The sequence below is a fragment of the Neobacillus drentensis genome, from assembly GCF_036965245.1.
Lineage (GTDB): Bacteria > Bacillota > Bacilli > Bacillales > Cytobacillaceae > Neobacillus > Neobacillus drentensis_G.
Window position 1 is genome coordinate 13,637 of record NZ_JBALPG010000052.1, and the last position, 20,396, is coordinate 34,032.

At 39.3% G+C, this 20,396-nt stretch carries 17 protein-coding genes; all 17 read left to right on the forward strand.

The genetic code is table 11. The annotated features are described in order from the left end of the window. Positions 1 to 216 precede the first annotated feature (216 nt). Entirely contained in the window at positions 217 to 1,965 is a 1,749-nt protein-coding gene (gene fdrA / locus V7150_RS13515) for an acyl-CoA synthetase FdrA (RefSeq protein ID WP_335518928.1), read from the forward strand. Positions 1,966 to 2,030: 65 nt separating this feature from the next. Then, positions 2,031 to 3,305, forward strand: coding sequence for a DUF1116 domain-containing protein (locus V7150_RS13520; protein ID WP_335518934.1), 1,275 nt, complete (start codon positions 2,031 to 2,033; stop codon positions 3,303 to 3,305). Beyond that, positions 3,306 to 4,208, forward strand: a complete 903-nt coding sequence (locus V7150_RS13525) for a DUF2877 domain-containing protein (protein WP_335518936.1) — start codon at positions 3,306 to 3,308, stop codon at positions 4,206 to 4,208. 228 nt (positions 4,209 to 4,436) lie between these two features. After that, positions 4,437 to 5,372, forward strand: a complete 936-nt coding sequence (arcC, locus tag V7150_RS13530) for a carbamate kinase (RefSeq protein ID WP_335518939.1) — start codon at positions 4,437 to 4,439, stop codon at positions 5,370 to 5,372. A gap of 35 nt (positions 5,373 to 5,407) precedes the next feature. Next, on the forward strand, positions 5,408 to 6,766 hold the full coding sequence (locus V7150_RS13535) for a citrate transporter (RefSeq protein WP_335518942.1): 1,359 nt from the start codon (positions 5,408 to 5,410) through the stop codon (positions 6,764 to 6,766). Between the two features lie 111 nt (positions 6,767 to 6,877). Further along, the gene (locus V7150_RS13540; RefSeq protein WP_335518944.1) at positions 6,878 to 8,101 is read left to right on the forward strand and encodes an amidohydrolase family protein; all 1,224 of its coding nucleotides are present in this window, start codon (positions 6,878 to 6,880) and stop codon (positions 8,099 to 8,101) included. Between the two features lie 203 nt (positions 8,102 to 8,304). Beyond that, positions 8,305 to 9,450, forward strand: coding sequence for a sensor histidine kinase (locus V7150_RS13545; RefSeq protein WP_335518947.1), 1,146 nt, complete (start codon positions 8,305 to 8,307; stop codon positions 9,448 to 9,450). Further along, on the forward strand, positions 9,440 to 10,144 hold the full coding sequence (locus tag V7150_RS13550) for a response regulator transcription factor (RefSeq protein WP_335518950.1): 705 nt from the start codon (positions 9,440 to 9,442) through the stop codon (positions 10,142 to 10,144). The genes V7150_RS13545 and V7150_RS13550 overlap by 11 nt, the downstream gene beginning before the upstream one ends. 47 nt (positions 10,145 to 10,191) lie before the next feature. Next, positions 10,192 to 10,614: a nucleoside deaminase gene (locus tag V7150_RS13555; protein WP_420490288.1), complete on the forward strand. Its 423-nt coding sequence runs from the start codon at positions 10,192 to 10,194 to the stop codon at positions 10,612 to 10,614. Between the two features lie 419 nt (positions 10,615 to 11,033). Beyond that, a complete protein-coding gene (locus V7150_RS13560) occupies positions 11,034 to 11,225 on the forward strand; it encodes a hypothetical protein (protein ID WP_335518956.1) in 192 nt (63 codons plus the stop codon). Between the two features lie 246 nt (positions 11,226 to 11,471). Next, positions 11,472 to 12,836: an APC family permease gene (locus tag V7150_RS13565; protein ID WP_335518958.1), complete on the forward strand. Its 1,365-nt coding sequence runs from the start codon at positions 11,472 to 11,474 to the stop codon at positions 12,834 to 12,836. A gap of 242 nt (positions 12,837 to 13,078) precedes the next feature. Next, positions 13,079 to 14,326: a Glu/Leu/Phe/Val family dehydrogenase gene (locus V7150_RS13570; RefSeq protein ID WP_335519075.1), complete on the forward strand. Its 1,248-nt coding sequence runs from the start codon at positions 13,079 to 13,081 to the stop codon at positions 14,324 to 14,326. Positions 14,327 to 14,344: 18 nt separating this feature from the next. Then, positions 14,345 to 14,635, forward strand: coding sequence for an SAV0927 family protein (locus V7150_RS13575; protein ID WP_283919938.1), 291 nt, complete (start codon positions 14,345 to 14,347; stop codon positions 14,633 to 14,635). 22 nt (positions 14,636 to 14,657) lie between these two features. Beyond that, positions 14,658 to 14,906 carry a biotin/lipoyl-binding protein gene (locus tag V7150_RS13580; protein ID WP_335518961.1) on the forward strand — a complete coding sequence of 83 codons (249 nt, stop codon included), beginning with the start codon at positions 14,658 to 14,660 and terminating at the stop codon, positions 14,904 to 14,906. A gap of 116 nt (positions 14,907 to 15,022) precedes the next feature. After that, on the forward strand, positions 15,023 to 17,176 hold the full coding sequence (locus tag V7150_RS13585) for a sigma 54-interacting transcriptional regulator (RefSeq protein ID WP_335518964.1): 2,154 nt from the start codon (positions 15,023 to 15,025) through the stop codon (positions 17,174 to 17,176). Between the two features lie 243 nt (positions 17,177 to 17,419). Next, positions 17,420 to 18,913, forward strand: a complete 1,494-nt coding sequence (locus V7150_RS13590) for an aldehyde dehydrogenase family protein (RefSeq protein ID WP_335518971.1) — start codon at positions 17,420 to 17,422, stop codon at positions 18,911 to 18,913. Positions 18,914 to 18,937: 24 nt separating this feature from the next. Further along, complete coding sequence (locus tag V7150_RS13595) at positions 18,938 to 20,311, forward strand: putrescine aminotransferase (protein ID WP_335518973.1); 1,374 nt, start codon at positions 18,938 to 18,940, stop codon at positions 20,309 to 20,311. Positions 20,312 to 20,396: the final 85 nt, after the last annotated feature.

Below are 20,396 nucleotides of genomic sequence, written 5' to 3' on the forward strand. Positions count from 1 at the left end.
GTGTAAACATTAGAAACAGACACTATGAATAAATGTATCATAGCGAAGTAAAGGGAAATAACTAAATTCGAAAAATTTAACGAATTTTTAATGCCTCACCTGTATTTTTTATTACATTGCAAGGGGAAAACGATTACCATTGGGTAGTAAAGAACTGAGTGAGTCCGTTCCCAAAAAACGGAAACACTATTACTAATAAAAGAGGTGCATCTAGTAATGCTTTATACCATTATTAAAGAAAACTCCTACCAGGATTCCGTTAACCTAATGCTTCTCACAAATAAGGTATCGACAATGGAAGGTGTTAATAAGGTTCAAATTATGATGGGAACCCCGGCCAATAAGGATATATTTAGAACTGCCGGTCTTCATACAGAAGAATTAAAAAAAGCGGCAGCCAATGATATGTGTATTGTTGTTGATACTGACTCGGAAGACAAAATTCCAGAAGTGCTTGAAGAAGTTGATAATTACTTAAAAAATCAAGCAATCAGCAACACAAAGCAGGAATTTGAATCAGTACGTACTTGGGATAAAGCGCTTAAAGCACTACCTACTGTAAATATGGCGATCATTTCAGTTCCAGGACAATATGCTGCAGAAGAAGCTGAAAAAGCGCTTGATAATGGATTACATGCTTTTATTTTCAGTGATAACGTAAAAATCGAAGATGAACTTCGTATCAAACAAAAAGCCCACGAAAAAGGTCTGCTTGTAATGGGCCCTGACTGTGGTACAGGGATCCAAACTGGGGTACCAATGGCATTTGCAAATATTGTGAAACAAGGAAATATTGGGATTGTCGGAGCATCTGGTACAGGTATTCAAGAAGTGTCTACAATTATTGATCGCATTGGCGGCGGCGTAAGCCATGCAATCGGAACTGGTGGACGTGACCTATCTGAAACCGTGGGTGCGATTACCATGATGGACGCTATTAAAGGATTAGAAGCACACAAACAAACAGAAGTTATTGCTGTCATTTCTAAGCCGCCAGCAAAAGAAGTGCGTGACCAAGTTGTGAACTTACTTCAAGGCTTATCAAAACCAGTGGTTGCTATTTTCTTAGGAGAAGCTCCACATTCACATGAAGGAAATGTCCACTATGCACATACGCTGGAAGAAACTGCATTGATTGCTGTTGATCTTGCTAAGGGCAATCCTGTTAAAGCAAACTATAATGTGCTTACTTCTGAAGTGCCAGCTGCAGACTTAAGACCAGAACAATCAACGATCAAAGGACTATATTCAGGCGGTACACTTGGGTATGAAGCAGCTAATCTGATCAGCAGAGCTTTCGGGTTAGGAAAGTCCGAACATGCAGAAGAGGGCTACTTGCTAAAAGTTAACGGCTTTGAAGTGGCTGACCTTGGTGATGATATTTATACACAAGGAAAACCACATCCAATGATTGACCCTGAAACAAGAGTTCAATATTTTAAAAAAGCTGCGCAGGATGAGAAGACAGCTATTATCCTATTTGATGTTGTTCTTGGTTATGGATCTCATGATGATATGGCTAGTGAATTAATCCCAGCTATTGAAGAGATCCAAAACGAATCAAAGAAAAACGGAAAAAATATTTATTTTGTTGGAACGGTTTGTGGAACAGAGCAAGATCCACAAGGCTACCAGGATCAAAAAAATAAGCTTACAAATGCTGGCGTCATTTTACGAGATAGCAACAACCAAGCAGTGCGTACAGCACTTGCAATGCTCGGTATTGATTTAAAAGAAGCGGATAAGGAAATGAATCCTGCTAGCAAAGTATTTGAAAAACAAGATTTAACTGTTTCTCCTGCAATCGAAAAATTATTAAACGAAAAGCCAAGTGTTATCAACGTTGGCTTGAAGAAATTTACGAATGCCATTACTGAAAATGGCGGTACGGTTGTTCAGTTCGACTGGCGTCCAGTAGCAGGCGGAAATGAAAGAATGCGCAAAATCTTAGCTGTGCTTCGTTAATCTTTGTGAAAAGTTTTTCAAGCTGGCGATGTAAATAATGAAACTATTATCTGGAGGAAAGCAAAATGTACGGATCTTATAAAACAATTGATGAAGCAAATAGAGCGGTTATCGATAAAATTGTTGCCGGTGCTCCTTTTTTAGTAGATGTTGTTCCGGCCAAATCAGTTATTGAGGAATTGAATGGGAAAGTCCTGCTCCATGCAGGTCCGCCAATTAAGTGGGATAACATGCCAAGCCCAATGCAGGGGTCATGTATTGGTGCTGCTCTTTTTGAAGGATGGGCGGGGAACGCTGAAGAGGCAGTTGCAATGTTTAAAAATGGCGAGGTGGAATTTATTCCATGTCACCATGTAAATGCAGTCGGGCCAATGGGCGGTATCACTTCAGGTAGTATGCCCGTTCTTGTAGTTGAAAACCGTGAAGAGGGAAATACTGCTTACTGTACAATGAATGAAGGCATTGGTAAGGTGCTGCGTTTTGGTGCTTATTCTGAAGAGGTGACAAATCGCTTGGCATGGATGAGAGATGTCCTTGCAACTACGATTTCTAAAGCACTAAAAGTAAAAGGTGATGGACTAAACATCAACGTTATGATTGCCAAAGCAATTACAATGGGTGATGAATTCCACCAACGTAATATTGCAGCTTCGTTGATTTTCCTAAAAGAAATTGCTCCATTTATTTTGCAAACGGATGTAAATGAAAAGGATAAGCAAGATGTCATTAAATTCCTTGCAGACACTGATCAATTTTTCTTAAATATAGCGATGGCTACAGGAAAAGCTGTTATGGACGCAGCTAGAACAATCCAACAGGGTACAGTTGTAACAGCTATGTGCCGGAACGGATATGAATTTGGAATCCGGATTAGTGGTATGGGTGACCAATGGTTTACAGCACCAGTAAATACACCGCAAGGCTTATTCTTCACTGGCTACACTCAAGAAATGGCTAGTCCTGACATGGGAGACAGTGCCATTACGGAAACATTCGGTGTCGGCGGATTTGCCATGGTTGCTGCCCCAGGCGTAACACGTTTCGTTGGTGCAGGCGGATTTGACGATGCGTTAAGAACTAGCAATGATATGATGGAAATTTGTATCGACCAAAACCCTAACTTTACAATTCCAACTTGGGATTTCCAAGGTGCATGTCTTGGTATTGATGCAAGAAAAGTAGTTGAAACAGGAATCGAGCCAGTTATTAATACGGGTATTGCTCATAAAGAAGCAGGTGTAGGGCAAATCGGTGCTGGGACAGTCCGTGCTCCTTTAGCATGCTTTGAAAAAGCAATTGAAGCGTATGCAGTAAAGCTTGGTTTAATCGAGGCAGAATAAATGTATAAAAATACATTTTTTGGAGGGGAATATAGTCATCTTATTCCCCTTCTTCTTTGTGAAAAAAAAATTGGACAAGTTCATAGTATTTTTGCCAATGGATTTAATATTAAAATGGGGGACTCGCTAATTTTTATTGGTACGAAAAAGAATGGCTTGCTTCCATTTGGAATCCATCTCACTCCTGAAGATACATCAAGAGCTATTTCACACCTTACTATCAATAAAAACGTTTTCTGGAATGAAGATATCTTAACATTAGAATTCAAAGAAATGTCGATAAGCTTGAAAAATGGCACCATTTTTAAAAACGAACTATGTCCCGTTAATAAAAACAATCTATATAAGGATCAATTTGCAAATCTTAAAATATTGCTAAGTTCTCATGATCAATCGACTGGACTTGATATTAATATTGGTAGGTTTCTAAATAAATGTGCAGACATTTCTGAATTTAATTGGTCGAAAGAGGAGCAATTTATTCTTTGGCTGATTGATGCTATTTTAACGAATGATCCATCTCTACTAGAGAAGACCCTTCGCTTTATTCTAGGGAGGGGGAAAGGCCTAACCCCATCTGGTGATGACATAATGGTTGGAATACTGGCATTTGACTCCATAACTCATTTTCTACCAGATAAATTCTTTAAGAAATTATCGGATTTGGTTGAAAAGGAATCAATTACAACTGATGTGAGTAAAGAATATTTGCGTTATGCATTAAAACAAGAGTTTAGTTCGACAGTTACAGACTTAATAAATTTAATCGGGTCAAATAAACCTTGGTTATCTGATGGTGCATATAAACGGCTCCTAGAGGTGGGGCATAGTTCAGGATTAGATACAATGTTTGGCATTCTTGTTGGAATGCTGGCTTTTCATAAATTTACTGATCACTTCTAAAAAAATCCATTTTACACTGGATATTTCGGTATGCGAAGAAATAAATGAAATTTTTTTGACATTTTTTTATTAATGCTTTTATTGTTACGTGATTCATAGAAATCGCGACAAAATAAGGTTTATAGGATATTCCAATATAATCCNNTGTTAATTTGATAATAAGGTTTTCTATCCTAAACTATAAGTAGATAGGCTATCTAATTAAATTTACTACAAAGAGGTGTTAGTGTGAGTAAAATTGTCCTTGCAATTGGAGGAAATGCAATCATCAAAGAGGGACAAAAGGGTACTATTGAGGAGCAGCAACAAAATATTTATGAAAGCTGTGAACCTGTTCTTGGATTAATCGAAGAAGGCAACACGGTTGTCATCACTCATGGCAATGGCCCGCAAGTGGGGAATACATTAATTAAATCCAAAATGGCGGAATCGGTGGTTCCAGCATATCCTCTAGATGTTTGTGATGCAGAGACTCAAGGAAACTTGGGATATTTAATTCAACAAGCATTTAACAATAAAATGGTTGAGCGGAAAATTAATAAAACAGTTGCTACTGTCGTTACACAGGCAATAGTTTCAAAAGACGATCCTGCTTTTGGAAACCCTACCAAGCCAATTGGTCCATTTTATTCTAAAGAAGAAATGGAAGAAATAGTTAAGCAAGAGAATCTTACCTTTATTGAAGACAGCGGTAGAGGCTACAGACAAGTGGTACCTTCGCCAAAACCAGTTAAAATTGTCGAAAAAGAAGCCATTGCAGCTTTACTTGATAAAGACATTACCGTAATTACAGCAGGCGGCGGCGGTATTCCAGTGGTTGAGGAAAACGGTAAGCTTGAGGGAGTAGCAGCAGTAATTGATAAAGACTTTGCAAGTGCGCTATTAGCAGCTGAAATTAATGCTGATTATCTATTTATCCTAACCGGTGTTGAACAAGTTGCTATTCATTTCGGAACTCCAAATCAACAAAATCTGTTTGAGATGACTGTTGATGAAGCACTGCGGTATATGGAAGAAGGACATTTTCCTAAAGGCAGCATGGGTCCAAAGATTGAAGCAGCGATTATGTTTCTGAACAAAGGCGGAAAAAATGTCATTATTACATCGATTGATAAACTTCAAGATGCACTTCAAGGTAAAACAGGAACGCGTGTAATTCTATAAAAAAACATTACGCCATTATTCAAAGGAGACACAACATGAAAAAGAGAAATATATTTGCAATGATAGCTTCCTTACTATTCATGCTTATATCCGGTGCTCAAGTATTTGCAGCAGACAAAGTTGCAGAAGTGAAAACACCTCATGGATTCTACGCTTTTGTAGTTATCATTCCATTAATTGTCATTCTTGCGCTGTTATTTATGAAGGTGGACATGGTAGCAGCAGGGTTTGTTGGTGGAGCATTGGCTATGATCATTGGTGGAATCGGACTAGCACAAGCTAATGAGCAATTCCTTAAAACAATTCCAACTATGCTTTCTATAACTGTACCAATTATTAACTCTGCTATTGCGATGGCCGTTTTTAAATCCGGTGGGTACACGGCGGCACTGACATTAGTTCGTCGGGCAATTAAGGGCAAGGTTGAATATTTTGCTGTCTTTATTGTCATTTTGCAAGCTGCAGCAACTTATATGTCCGGTATTGGCGGAGGCAGCGCCATGGTTATTGCACCACTAGCTTTCGCAGCAGTGGGTGCGATTCCTGAATTAATTGCTGCCATGTCCATTGCCGCAGCAGTTTCTTTTACAACATCTCCTGCGTCACTTGAATCGGGAATTGTGTCGAAACTTTCCGGAATTCCGGTTGATCAGTATGTTTCGGAAATGAGATTATTCTGGATTGGCTTTGTTCTTCTTGCGATTGCCATCGGTTTTTATGGTGCGAAGAAACGTAAGATTATCTTTAAGGGTGAAGAAAGCGCAGAATTCGCTGGCATGACAAACGCTCAAATTTTTAAAGTTACCATTCCAGTTATTTTCCTTCTATCAGCTGTTATCGTCGGTCCTTTTATTAATAAAGCAATCGGAACGCCTCTTATTACACCTTTAGTGTATACAGTGATTACGCTAATTTTAATCTTTGTTTGCACGAAATTTAATGTGAATCAATCCGTTGAGGCAATGGTGGACGGCTCTACTTATATTTTAAAAAGTTTATTTGCAGTAGGTATTTTCCTATCATTTATCAATATTATTGGCGACACTGGTGCATTTAAAGTAATTGCAGGAATCGCACAAAGCGCACCTTCTTCTATCGTTGTTCCAGCAGCTGTATTAGCAGGGATTCTTGTTGGGATTCCAGCGGGAGCTTATGTTGGATCGATTCTTAGTCTAGTATTACCAGTGGCTGTTTCACTAGGATTTTCACCAGTTGCATTTGGATTTGTTGCGATGGGAGTTGGTTTAGGAAGCCAACTAAGCTTTGTAAACATTACGATGCAAGCATTATCTGCGGGATTCCAAATTCCAATTATTGAGGTTGTTAAAGGAAATGCAAAATGGGTTGGGGGAGCAATGGTTATTCTCCTAGTGATCTCCTTCATATTTGGATAAACAGTATTTAAAGCATAAATTTAATGGCAAAGTGAAAGCTTGCAACTGGCATGGCCCTATGGCATGTCAGCTGCAAGTTCACTTTAAAAAATGTTATTGGAGGTTTTACTAATGGATATTTTGATCAAAAAAGCGAAGCTTCAAGAAGGACAAGAATTGAAGGATATCGCAATTAAAGATGGTAAAATCGTTGCGATTGAAAATCATATTGATGCTGATGCAGCTCGTGTCATCGAGGCAAACGGAAAGGTTCTAATTCCTGGTCTTGTTGAAAGTCACATTCATTTAGATAAAGCGCTTATAGCTGACAGACTTCCAAACAAATCAGGGACATTACAAGAAGCACTATCAGTAACTGCTCAATTAAAACCAACTTTTACAAAAGAGGATATTATTGACCGTGCTGAACGTACATTAGAAATGCTAATAATGAATGGTACAACAAACATCCGTACTCATTCGGAATTTGACCCTTCACAAGGTATGACTGGATTTGAAGTGGTTATGGGTCTTAAAGAGAAATACAAAGATCTTGTTGACATGCAAGTCGTAGCATTCCCGCAAGAAGGAATTCTAAAAGCGCCTGGTACTGAAGAAATGATGTACCAAGCAATGGAGATGGGTGCTGATGTCGTTGGTGGAATCCCTTATAATGATACTCCTTGGGATAAGCATATCGATCTTGTATTTGAAATTGCGAAAAAATACAATAAGCCAATCGATTTTCATCAAGACTTTAAAGATGATGCAGATGGAATTACAATTGAATATGTTTGCGACAAAACGATTGCAGAAGGATATGTTGGACGAGTATCAGTCGGCCATTTAACTGCCCTTGGTGCGCTGCCAAAGGAACGCTTAGAACCAATTATTAAAAAGATGGCCGAAGCGCAAATTAGTGTGATGAGCTTGCCGGCAACTGATCTTCATTTAGGCGGAAGACATGATGAATACAATGTTCGCCGTACTTTAACTCCTGTTCGTGCTTTGCGTGATGGCGGAGTGAATATGTGTATTGGTACGAATAATATTCGCAACCCGTTCACTCCATATGGAACAGGTGACGTTATTCAAACAGCGATGCTTGCTATTCCAACAGCACATCTTGGCGGTGCCGCTGATCTACCAACTGTATTGCCAATGATTACAACGAATCCGGCAAAAGCTCTTGGTTTAGATGATTATGGAATTGAAGTGGGCAAAAAAGCTAATTTGGTATTACTTGATACAGAATCTGTAACAAATGCTGTTATTGATCTCCCAACAAGATTATTTGTGATTAAAAGTGGAAAAGTAACAGTAGAAACAACAAAAACAGTTAAGATCAACAGGTAACCATGATAATACAATTGTAATAACTCGTGAAATCTCTGTACTACAATCCTTCCCAATACCCTTAAATCCTACCCCTATATGTAGTAAGCATATAGGGGCTTTGTTTATATCTTGTTTATTGTAAAAATGTTAATATAGCATTTAAGAATCTTAACGATTCTCTATAGACTTCCAATTTTAAAATGAGAGGAAGAGTAAGCTATATGGAAAACTCAGGTGTCGATAATAATCTTAAAGATAAAATTTATTATGAGAAATATAAAAACCAACATGCCCAGCTTAATGCTGTGTTAAAGAGCATGTCGGAGGGCATTATCTTGGTGGATAAAAATAAGCAAATTGTCTATCAAAATGAATTTTTTAATAATCGCCTCTTTAATGAAAATGGAAAAGTCACCTTGAAAACTGAAGAAGACTTAATTTCCTTCATACTTCAGGTGAGTGAAACCACGATAGAAAATTTAGATGAGTTGTTTAATTCCGAAGAGATGCATTTTAAATTCAATATTAAGCGTGGTAACAGATTGAAATATTTTAGGATGAATAAGTTCAGTGTTCGTACCGAGACTGAGTTTATTGGTAATGGATATCTACTTCGTGATATTACGAAGGAAGAAGAAATTGACCAGCTAAAGACTAATTTGATTACAATTGCAAGCCATGAATTTAAGACCCCTATTACGAGCATTCGCGGTAGTGTTGAAACCTTAATGAGGCAGGATACAAATTGGGATGAGGACTTTAAACAGGAGCTATTAAAGGGAATTCATGAAGATATTTTGCATCTGCAGGATTTACTATCCGTCTGGTTTGATATTAAGAAAATTGAAACGGGAACAATGTCTTTAAATAAAGGATACTTTCCAGTTCATCACCTTATTTCCCATACGCTGGACCAAATTCCACTAGGAATTCTTGAAAGCAATAAAATCCAATATATAGAAAACCATGGTGAGTCCATACCATCTATCCTTTATGGCGATAAAAAACGGCTTCAACAGGTATTACTCAATTTAATTATGAATGGAATTGTTCACAATGATTCACCTGAAAAAATGGTGTTGATCACAATTAGTTCTGATCAACAATTTGTATATATTCATGTTAAAGATAATGGAATAGGTATATCAGAGAAACATCGAAAAAAAATATTTGACCGTTTTTTTAGAGTCGACAATACTCCACAACGGAAAACAGGTGGTACAGGTCTTGGACTATCCATTTGCATTGGTTTAATGAGAGAGCATGAAGGTGACATATTAGTTGAAAGTAAACCTGGAGAGGGAAGCATTTTTACGATGAAGCTTCCAATTATTTCGAAAGGGGAAGGTGATCAATATGAGTCATAGTATTGCAATCTTAGATGATGAGCCAAAAATTGTAAGGTTTATAAAAGCGAATTTACTCTCTTTAGGATATAAAGTGGTAACTTTCTCGGATGGTGAACAATTTCTAAATAACTTTGATATGCATGAGCTTGATTTAGTGCTGTTAGATATTATGATGCCGAATATGGATGGATTTACTGTTTTAGAGAGATTGAGGAAATTTTCGAATGTACCAGTGATTATTCTTACTGCCCGGAGCAATTCGAATGATTTGATCGAGGGCTTTGAGCTTGGAGCGGATGATTATTTAACAAAACCATTTTCCCTTGAAGAATTATTTGCCAGAGTAAAAGCAGTTTTACGTCGAACGGCACATTTAGATCAGACTATATTTGAAAATAAGAAAGTTACCATTGGAAATATTGACATTAATCTTGCGCAAAAACGAGTATTCGTGGATGAAAAAGAAATGCACTTTACAAACACCGAATATTTGATTTTAGAACAGCTTGCAATTTATGCAGATAAAGTGGTTAGCCACGAACAGATTCTTGTGTCGGTTTGGGGAGCAGAATACAGAAATGAAGTCGAGTACCTACGTGTTGCCATTGCCCGAATTCGAAAAAAACTCAAGGATGCCGGATGTAAGGATATCGCAAATATTATTAGCACCTATCCAGGTATCGGATATTCACTTGTTACAAAAAACGCGTAATTTCAGTGAGGATTAATAGAAAAATGGTAACTAATAATGAAGAAGGAGTGACTATATTGAGCGATCAAAAATGGATGAAATATGCAGTTGAACTTGCTAAGAAGAACGTAACAGAAAAAGGTGGAAAACCGTTTGGAGCAGTCATCGTTAAAGAAGGAAAGATTATTTCTGAAGGGGTTAATGATGTCCTTGCTACCCATGATCCAACAACACACGCAGAGTTACAAGCAATAAGTAGAGCAACACGTCTTTTAGAAACAGATGATTTGTCAGATTGTGAATTGTATGCCAGTGGTGAACCATGCCCCATGTGTTTGAGTGCAATTTATTTAGCGAACATGAACAAGATATATTTCGCTAATCCAATGGAAGGAAATCCTCTTGCATCACAGGCAAAAAAGATTTATGAACAAGTTGGACTCCCAAATGAAAAAAGAATAAATAAGTTAATTCAACTGTCAATTAAATAAAGCAGTGGGCTCCGAAAAAGGGGTCCACTGTTTTTCTGTGAAAATAAATAATCTTGCCATTACTTGTCTACTAAAGATCAGGTCAGGGAAATCGATTAAACACAAAAAAACTAATAATAAAACAGAGGTTACCTATTGTAGGGAAACTTTGAATAAATCTATTTGGTTTTGGTCATATTAACTAAATTGTATTTTCAAAAATGTCTCCTTGGTTATAAGCATGGAGTAGATAATTCGAAGCATTCGATGCGGTACAAGCAACGAGTGCTTTTTTCTTTCCTTTTCTAGCTGCTTTTGACCAATACTTGTATGGGATGGAAGTAAATGCTCATGGTTGTTTTATGCAAAGTCAATGTTAAAGCTTATTGTTGATTTTGCCACTCTGTTGATTGGAGCGGAAGGCGCGAGACTCCTCGAAAATGCTAACGCATTTCCTTCGTGCGGTGATTATTCAAGGAAGTTTATTCAATGTCCAGCGGGAAAAGCAGGTCAAGGGAGACCCCACAGGCGCTGCAGCTAGACGGGCTGCCAGACCGCCCGCGGAAAGCGAGCGCCTAGAGCGGAAATCAACAGCCTATGCAAAAAGGAGTAGGTTATGCAAAATTTCATAAAATGGAAAGGTCTACTATTACTATATATAGATAAAAAAGGAAGTTAAAAGAAATGGTTTATTGATTCATATTGGCATGAAAATTGCAACTATTTAAAATAGTCAATTTATTAATTAGGATGAAAGGAGAATTGAATGAACGGTTGAATAGGATGGCTTTTAAAAAATCTATGGTGTCTTAATAATGAAATGATATGTAAGGGTTTTCAACGGGAGAGAAAACGGACAAAAAGGAGAGTTGATAATATTGGAGAATACTACGCTTAAGCGTTCACTTGGACTCTGGGCAATTGTTATGCTTGGTTTAGGTTATATGACACCAACTATTGTATTTGATACATTTGGGATTGTGTCTGAAGAAACAAATGGTGTAGTACCGCTAGCATATATCGCAGCATTGGTTGTGATGTTGTTTACAGCAATTAGTTACGGAAAAATGGTACAGGTATTTCCGAGTGCAGGATCAGCTTATACTTATACAAGGGAGACGATGAGCCCACACCTTGGATTTATCGTCGGATGGGCAGCGCTGCTTGATTATATCTTACTGCCGATGGTAAATGCATTAATCATCCGTATTTATATGGTATCTGTATTTCCAGATGTCCCAGCATGGATTTGGGTTGTCGGTTATGTCGCCGCCGTTACGGCTATTAATGCTTGGAGTATGGGGAAAACATCCAGTTTAAATTCGCTCCTAGTAATTTTTGAAATTGTCTTAATTGTAGCTTTTATTGTGCTGGCCTTTGTTCAGCTTTCCAAAGGAATGGGACAAGGAACAATTTTCACAACGGCACCGATTTTCCATTCCAATATCCACCTCGGCGCCATTTTGACAGGGGCAACAGTGGTTTGTTTCTCGTTTATTGGATTTGATGCTGTCACCATGTACGCCGAGGAAGCTATTGATCACAAAACGATGCCGAGAGCGATTATGTTAACGGTCTTTATCGGCGGTGGAATCTTTTTCGTTTGCAGTTATTTCGCACAAGCCTTATTTCCTGATGTTTCAGGCTTCAAGGTAACTGATGACACGTTACCGGAAATTGGCTTATTTGTCGGTGGAACACTCTTTAAACTGATTTTCCTTTCCGGTGCGTTTGCGGCAACAGTGGCTTCCGGACTTGCTTCACATGCAAGTGTATCAAGGCTATTGTATGTGATGGGACGAAATGGGGTCCTGCCAAAAAAGGCTTTCGGTTATGTCCATCCAAAATTCCGGACACCGATTTTTAATGTAATCCTCGTTGGAGTTGTTTCACTGCTCGCTATCGCTCCGAGCCTTGAGTTAATCTCTTCCTTTATTAACTTTGGCGCCTTAATTGCTTTTACATTTGTTAATTTATCCGTCATTGCCCATTTCATCTTCCGCTTAAAAAAATACAAAACGGTGAAGGATATATTCTCATACCTCATTATGCCGATTCTTGGTGCTGGATTAACGGGAATTTTGTGGTATAACCTTCAAGCCGATGCCCTCATCGGGGGGATTGTTTGGATTGTAATTGGCGTAATCTATATGGTTTTCCAAACAAGATTCTTTAAAATCAAAATTGCTGATTTAAATATTGATGATGCTGAAAGAACGCCATCGATAAAATTAGAAATATAAGGGACAAGTAACTTATCCAGTTAAACGCATTCCATCCGGGATGTGTTTTTTCTCTTCCGAATTATGCATAACTGAATAATACAGTCATTATTTCATAAGTTCAGCCACTTTATGAAGAGAGACCGCTGAGAATCCAAGATCTTAAGTTGGCACGGAAATTGCTATTACCTTTAGTAACAATAAAAAATGAGGTGTTAAGGGTGGCAATTGAATCTTTAAATGTGAAAAAGAATGAGGCAGGTATGGAGAAGGATAATTCACTGGTTGAGTTTCAGGAAACGCTTAAGGAAGCTGTTAACATTCTAAACTATCCCCCACAGGTTTATGAATTTTTGAAAAAGCCTATGAGATTTTTAGAAGTAAGTATTCCAGTAAGGATGGATAACGGAAAAACAGAGATTTTCCAAGGCTACCGTGCCCAGCATAATGATGCGTCAGGCCCGACAAAGGGGGGAATTCGCTTCCACCCTGATGTTACAGCGGAAGAAGTAAAGGCGCTGGCGGGCTGGATGAGTCTGAAGTGCGGAATCACCGATCTTCCTTACGGCGGAGCAAAGGGCGGCATTGTCTGTGACCCTCGTAAGATGAGCCTAGACGAATTAGAACGATTAAGCAGGGGCTATGTGCGAGCAGTCAGCCAGCTTGTCGGCCCGACAAAGGATATCCCAGCCCCCGATATGTATACGAACTCGCAAATTATGGCCTGGATGCTTGATGAATATGACCATATCCGCGAATTTGATTCTCCAGGATTTATCACAGGGAAGCCGGTTGCACTTGGTGGATCGAAGGGAAGGGAAACAGCCACTTCTAAAGGTGTTCTCTATACGCTGCAAATGGTATGTGAATTAAAGCAAATGCAGGTAAAGGATACACGCATAATCGTTCAAGGATTTGGCAATGTCGGCAGTTATTTGGCGAAGTATTTGTATGATTTAGGTGCAAAAGTCATTGGAATTAGTGATGTGCTTGGCGGTTTATATGATGAAAACGGCTTGGATATTCCGTACCTTCTGGAAAACAGAGACTCCTTTGGCATCGTATCCAACCGTTTTAAAAGCTCGATCACCAATCAGGAATTATTGGAAAAAGAATGCGATGTCCTCATTCCTGCTGCCATTTCCGGCGTCATCAATAAACGGAATGCCAGCAGACTTAACTGCAAGATTGTGATTGAAGCTGCCAATGGCCCAACAACAAAGGATGCTCTAACTATACTCGATGAACGTGAAATTCTTGTTGTCCCGGATATTCTTGCCAACTCTGGCGGCGTGATTGTCTCTTATTTTGAATGGTGCCAAAACAATCAAGGCTATTACTGGACTGAGGAATTGGTTGATGAAAGGCTAAAGGAAAAAATGACTGCTAGCTTTTTAAATGTCTATAACACAGCGAAAAAGTTTGGCGTCAATATGAAAATTGCCGCCTATATCGAGGGCATTCAAAAGTTAGCCGAAGCTTCAAGGCTGAGAGGATGGTTAAAGTACTAAAAAAAGGAGGAATTGTGTATGAAGCTTGAAATTTTGTCTGAGGAAAAAGAAAATCAGCTATTGCATTATTTTTGTCTTATTTCCAATAACCATCGCTATGATTTGACGATTGGCTATTCCAATCATTTTTATGGAAAAGCAATGGTGACATCGATACAGTCAGGAAAAATGGTATTACTTTGCCAAGAGGATACCGATGCAGATGATCATTGGGCAGATCGACTTGGAATCGAAAAAGAAGATATTCCGGAATTCCAGGAGTTTTTTCGTCTCGTTTTGCAGACACGACCCTTTCAGGAGCAATACTAAATTTTTATAGGGGTGATGTTCTATGGATTTTGGAGTGGTGCTTAGTCCGTGTTACGGGAAAGTAGAAAGGATTTCGATAAAAAATGAGTCAAGAATTTATGAGTGGGAACCATTATTTGCGATAAAAACAGAAGCTGGTAATGTGGAAATGATTCAAACCAGTGTCAGCGGGGAAGTAGAATCACTGGAAGTACAAGAGGGCGACGAAGTTATTCCCGGAATGGTCCTTGCCTATATAAAAGAAGATTTATTTGTCACCGGAAGTGACTAATTGTTCGAAAAAGAAGATGCGAGGACCCTCACATCTTCTTTTTTTAGAATACTATTTTAAAAATTCTGAATTAGGTGGTACTATTAGAGTGACAAGGTTGTAAGGGGGATATAACGATGTTTTCCGTGGCAAAAGAAAAAATGAAGCCGATTATTTCAGTCGAAGTGGATGAAAGTGAAGAAATTTTTCGCTCGGCCTTAAATAACCTTAAAGAACCCTTTTTATTTTTCAAAAAGGAAAATCAATTATTTGCCTATGTTGTAATAGGGAAGCAAGAGAAAGAAGCATCTTCTGTTGAACTCCTGCTTGAACACGCCAAACCACTCGAAAGTATCTGTCATCTTAGCGAACATATTTCCTTGCCTGTTTTATTTCAAATTATTGGTGAGCCGTTTGCGATTATAAAGGGTGAGGATGGAAAACCATCGGGTTATATTCGTAGAGAAGATGTCCTGGCAGAGCTTTTTAAACAAGAAAATAAAGGTGTTGATTTACTTAAAATAATCTTGACCTCGATTCCCATGGGGATTTTTGTATTGGATAAAGAAAAGCGAATTATTAATTGTAATGAAGCCGGTTTGAAAATGATTAAATCGACAGCCGAAAAGGTGTTAAATTTTCCTGCTGAGAATATTTTTAGCCGTTCTCACATTAACAAAGTGTTTTCAACCGGAAAGACGCTTCTCAACCACCTTGAAATAACGAATGAAATGGGCGTTCTCGTTGATTATAGCCCCATTTTGAATTACGACAATGAAGTGGATGGGATCATTATCGTTGCTCAGGATTTGCCGATGGTTGAGGAAATGGCGATGGAAATTGAATATATTAAAGATTTGAATAAGGATTTAAATGCGATTCTTTCAAGTATTTATGATGAAATTCTTGTGGTGAATGCAAAAGGAGAATTGATCCGGTTCAGTGAAAATATCATTCAAGATTTTTGGAATGTTGATTTAAATGAGCTAATTGGAAAAAACATTCTTGAACTTGAAGACCGCGGTTTATTTACTCCGTCTGTCACAAGGCTCGTCATTAAAAAAAAGAAAAAGGTTTCCGTTGTTCAAGAAACACATAATGGCAGAAAAATTCTGGCAGTTGGAAATCCTGTTTTCAATAAAAAAAATGAACTGGATCGGATTATTATCGCCTCACGAGATATTACCGAGACAACGCGGCTGAAAAGCGAACTACAGGAAATGCGAAAAATTTCCGAACAATATAAGAAAGAATTGGATGATTTTAAGAGCAAGGATCGCTTTTTGAAAAAACTAATTTATTGCAGTCCAAAAATGGAAAAAATTATGAACCAAGTAAAGAAAATTGCGGACTTTTCCTCGACTGTCCTGCTCCATGGGGAATCTGGGGTAGGAAAAGAAGTGATTGCCCAAGCGATTCACCAATTAGGAAAGCGTTCTCAAAAGCCGTTCTTTAAATTAAACTGCGGCGCAATTCCGGAAAATCTACTTGAAAGTGAACTGTTCGGCTATGCGAAGGGCGCATTTACAGGTGCTGATAAAAATGGGAAAGAGGGTTATTTCAAACAGGCTGACGGAGGAATTCTGTTTCTCGATGAAATCGGTGAGATGCCCCTCCATCTGCAGGTAAAACTGCTTCGAGTCCTTCAGGAGCAGGAGGTCATTCCTGTTGGAAGTACAACACCGACTCAGGTGAATGTGCAAATTATCGCTGCCACGAATAAAAATTTAGCAAAAATGGTGGAGGAAGGTAGATTTCGAGAGGATTTATACTATCGCTTACATGTCATTCCGATACATATTCCGGCACTAAGGGAGCGAACGGAGGACATTTCTTTGCTAGCCTTCCATTTCCTCCAGCAGCTTAATGAAAAATACGACCGTAACTATCATTTAACACCTGATGCCGTAAATGTGCTTGAATTTTATCCATGGCCGGGTAACGTAAGGGAGCTGCAAAACATCATTGAAAGATTGGTAGTGACTGCTGATGACCCGGCAATTGACGCAGAGTTCGTCAGTCAATTTTTATCATTAGGCTATGAACATAAAAAAATGAAACCTGTGATTACCCGAGTGATTCCCTTGCAAGATGCCATCGATCATGTGGAAGAACAGTTGATTGTGATGGCGATGAACCAGTACAAAACAACCACTAAGGCGGCAAAAGCACTGGGGATCAGCCAATCCTCGGTGAGCAGGAAATATCAAAAAATATTAACAGAGAAAAATATTAAAAATGAAAACTTATTTACGCCCCAAATGAAAGCTGATTCAGATTACTTTATCTGAATCAGTTTTTTTAGCCGATAGGAAAGTATAACTTTCCTATCAGGCATAAGTGCAACTACGCCTCTGTCTTCGCCTAACGGCTTGCCAATCGGCGAGTTTTCTTTATGCAAAAAGAAATAGAGTTATGCAAAATTGAATAGCCTCAATCGTATTTTTTTCAAAAGGTGCTATTTTGCTAGGTTTTATGTGTTGGCACGCTTCTTGCATCATTAGTAGTGAGGGTAAAAAAAGGAGGAATTGAAGATGGTCGAAGTCAAAAACCGTGTTGTAAACCTTAAGATGTTTGTTGATGGTGAGTGGATAGATGCTGAAAATCAAGAAACACGCCCAGTGATAAATCCTGCTAATGGAGAAGTTATTTCATATGCCCCTGAAGGAACCGTTGCCGATGCCCGCGCGGCAATTTATGCGGCACGCCGAGCATTTGAAGAAGGTGTTTGGTCTGGTATTTCTGCTCAGGAAAGAGCCTCCTATTTATTAAAAATTGCTGACAAAATTGATGAATACGCTGATGAGTTAACGGAGCTTGAAACAATGGATAACGGGAAGCCTTTTAGGGAAGCAGGATTTGATGTCGCAGATGCAGCTGCATGCTTCCGTTATTATGCAGGACTGATCACAAAGCCTGATGGTCAGACCTATCATGTTGCCGACCCAATGCAGGCCATGGTGGTTCGCGAGCCTGTTGGGGTTTGCGGTTTGATTGTCCCTTGGAACTATCCACTTTTAATGAGTGTTTGGAAAATAGCCCCTGCATTAGCTGCAGGAAATACGATTGTGTTTAAACCGTCAGAGGTAACACCGGTAACGCCGAAAAAGCTATTTGAAATATTCGAAGAAGTAGGATTGCCAAAAGGAGTCGCCAATATGGTGATGGGAGCAGGTCCGGTGGTTGGAAATGAAATCGCTTCCCACCCTGAAGTCGATATGGTCTCATTTACAGGTGGAACGAAGACAGGGAAGCATATCATGAAAACAGCTGCTGATACGATGAAGAAGGTATCGCTCGAATTGGGCGGCAAATCACCGAATATCATTTTTGCTGATGCGGATTTTGAAACTGCTGTCGATTATGCCTTATTTGGTATCTATGCCGGTTCCGGTCAAGTATGTTCAGCCGGGTCAAGAATTCTTGTCGAAGAAAGTATTTACGATAAATTTGTCGAGCGTTTTGTTGAAAGGGCAAAGAAAATTCAAGTAGGACCTGGTAATGATTCTTCTACAGAAATGGGTCCGCTTGTGAGTGAGCAGCATTTGGAAAAAGTACTTCACTATATTGAACTTGGAAAACAGGAATGTGCCACGATTGCTTGCGGTGGAAATCGAATCGTTCGTGATGGATTAGATAAGGGGTACTTTGTCGAACCAACCGTTTTTGTTGATGTGAAGCAAGAGATGAGAATCGTGCAGGAAGAAATCTTCGGTCCTGTTGTAGTCATTCAAAAGTTCAAAGATGAAGAAGAGGCATTAAAACTTGCAAACGGTACTGTTTATGGATTAGCCGGTGGCGTTTTTACGAAAGATGGTGCGAAAGGACTGCGGGTCATTAAAAAGCTGCGCGCCGGGATTACTTGGGTGAATTCTTATCATCCTACTTATAATGAAGCACCGTGGGGCGGTTATAAACAAAGCGGCATTGGCCGCAGCCTTGGAACATTCGGTCTTGAGGAATTCCAAGAAATTAAACAGATTAACATAAATTTACAGGTTGAACCGATTGGCTGGTTTTCGAACTAATACATGACTAGGAGGAGCAAAATTATGAGTATCGATTTAAAACAAGAATTAAATAGTAAGCAAAATCATGATGTAAGTGAATATATTAATAAGGTTTTAAGTCTAATAGAAAAAGAGGAAGTTAACGAAGCAGATGCAGCTTGGATTACGAAGGAAACGGTCGATGGCTTCCGTGAACACGTAAACCCAGGATTCCTCGCCTATCGTAAAACGGTAACAAAGGATGGACAATTTGCGGCAGTAGAATGGTCGGATAATGGTTCCTGTTTTAAGGATGTAAATGGCAAGGAGTATATCGATTGTCTTGGAGGCTTCGGCATCTATAATGTTGGGCACCGCAATCCGAAGGTTGTTAAAGCGGTAACCGATCAATTGAAGCGTCAGGCCCTTCACAGTCAAGATCTTCTTGATCCGCTTCGGGCAATGCTGGCAAAAATTTTAGCTGATATTACCCCGGGTGACTTGAAATATGCCTTTTTTACAAATAGCGGGACAGAAAGTGTTGAGGCAGCACTTAAACTAGCAAAAATGTACAGCGAGCGGACAACATTCATTTCCACAACGCGTGCATTTCACGGGAAAAGCCTTGGCTCATTATCAGGTACTGCAAAAGGAATGTTCCGTAAGCCCTTCCTGCCATTAATCCCAGGCTTCCGTCATGTGCCTTTTGGTGATATCGACATGATGAAAAAAACGTTTGAAGTATGTGCTTCCGTTGGCGAAGATGTGGCGGCCGTTATTTTAGAACCAATTCAAGGTGAAGGCGGTATCATCCTGCCACCGGAAAACTATTTAAAACAAGTCCGCGAGCTTTGTGATCAATATGGCTCCTTGTTGATTTTTGATGAGGTTCAGACAGGAATGGGGCGGACTGGAAAAATGTTCGCGGCCGAATTGTACGACGTGGTTCCGGATATTATCTGTCTTGCAAAGGCGTTTGGCGGTGGCGTGATGCCTGCTGGGGCAATTGTCGCCAGAGAAGATGTATTCAAGAGCTGGTTCCCGAATCCATTTATGCACACAACCACTTTTGGAGGGAATCCATTAGCATGTGCGGCTGCGATTGCTACGATTGGTGTTTTGATTGATGAGAAATTACCTGAAAGAGCTGGGGAAGTAGGAGAGTACTTCCTTGAAGAGTTGAAAAAGGCAGCTAGAGGACATGAAGATAAGGTACAGGAAATACGTGGCCAAGGCTTAATGATTGGGATCGAATTCCACCAAGATGAAATCGGCTATGAAGTGTCAAAGGGAATGTTTGATCGTGGTGTTCTTGTCGCAGGGACATTGATTAATTCGAAAACAATTCGAATCGAGCCGGCACTGACGATTCGTTACGAAGAGGTCGATCAAGTGGTCAGTACCTTTAGAGAAGTATTAGAGCAAGTTAAAGCATGATTTATTTTATGACTCTGAGTGCTGGATAGCAAAAGGCGTTCTAAGTGCTCGTTAAGGTCAAATGGGGCCTCGTTCGGTCACTGTG

Excerpts from the sequence above, each read along its gene's own strand:
- V7150_RS13575 (WP_283919938.1), top strand. The coding sequence starts at position 14,345 with ATGAAGCTTGAAATTTTGTCTGAGGAAAAAGAAAATCAGCTATTGCAT.
- V7150_RS13550 (WP_335518950.1), top strand. The coding sequence starts at position 9,440 with ATGAGTCATAGTATTGCAATCTTAGATGATGAGCCAAAAATTGTAAGG.
- V7150_RS13560 (WP_335518956.1), top strand. The coding sequence starts at position 11,034 with ATGCTAACGCATTTCCTTCGTGCGGTGATTATTCAAGGAAGTTTATTC.
- V7150_RS13545 (WP_335518947.1), top strand. The coding sequence starts at position 8,305 with ATGGAAAACTCAGGTGTCGATAATAATCTTAAAGATAAAATTTATTAT.
- V7150_RS13535 (WP_335518942.1), top strand. The coding sequence starts at position 5,408 with ATGAAAAAGAGAAATATATTTGCAATGATAGCTTCCTTACTATTCATG.
- V7150_RS13595 (WP_335518973.1), top strand. The coding sequence starts at position 18,938 with ATGAGTATCGATTTAAAACAAGAATTAAATAGTAAGCAAAATCATGAT.
- V7150_RS13570 (WP_335519075.1), top strand. The coding sequence starts at position 13,079 with ATGGAGAAGGATAATTCACTGGTTGAGTTTCAGGAAACGCTTAAGGAA.
- V7150_RS13520 (WP_335518934.1), top strand. The coding sequence starts at position 2,031 with ATGTACGGATCTTATAAAACAATTGATGAAGCAAATAGAGCGGTTATC.
- V7150_RS13580 (WP_335518961.1), top strand. The coding sequence starts at position 14,658 with ATGGATTTTGGAGTGGTGCTTAGTCCGTGTTACGGGAAAGTAGAAAGG.
- V7150_RS13590 (WP_335518971.1), top strand. The coding sequence starts at position 17,420 with ATGGTCGAAGTCAAAAACCGTGTTGTAAACCTTAAGATGTTTGTTGAT.
- V7150_RS13540 (WP_335518944.1), top strand. The coding sequence starts at position 6,878 with ATGGATATTTTGATCAAAAAAGCGAAGCTTCAAGAAGGACAAGAATTG.
- V7150_RS13525 (WP_335518936.1), top strand. The coding sequence starts at position 3,306 with ATGTATAAAAATACATTTTTTGGAGGGGAATATAGTCATCTTATTCCC.
- fdrA (WP_335518928.1), top strand. The coding sequence starts at position 217 with ATGCTTTATACCATTATTAAAGAAAACTCCTACCAGGATTCCGTTAAC.
- V7150_RS13585 (WP_335518964.1), top strand. The coding sequence starts at position 15,023 with ATGTTTTCCGTGGCAAAAGAAAAAATGAAGCCGATTATTTCAGTCGAA.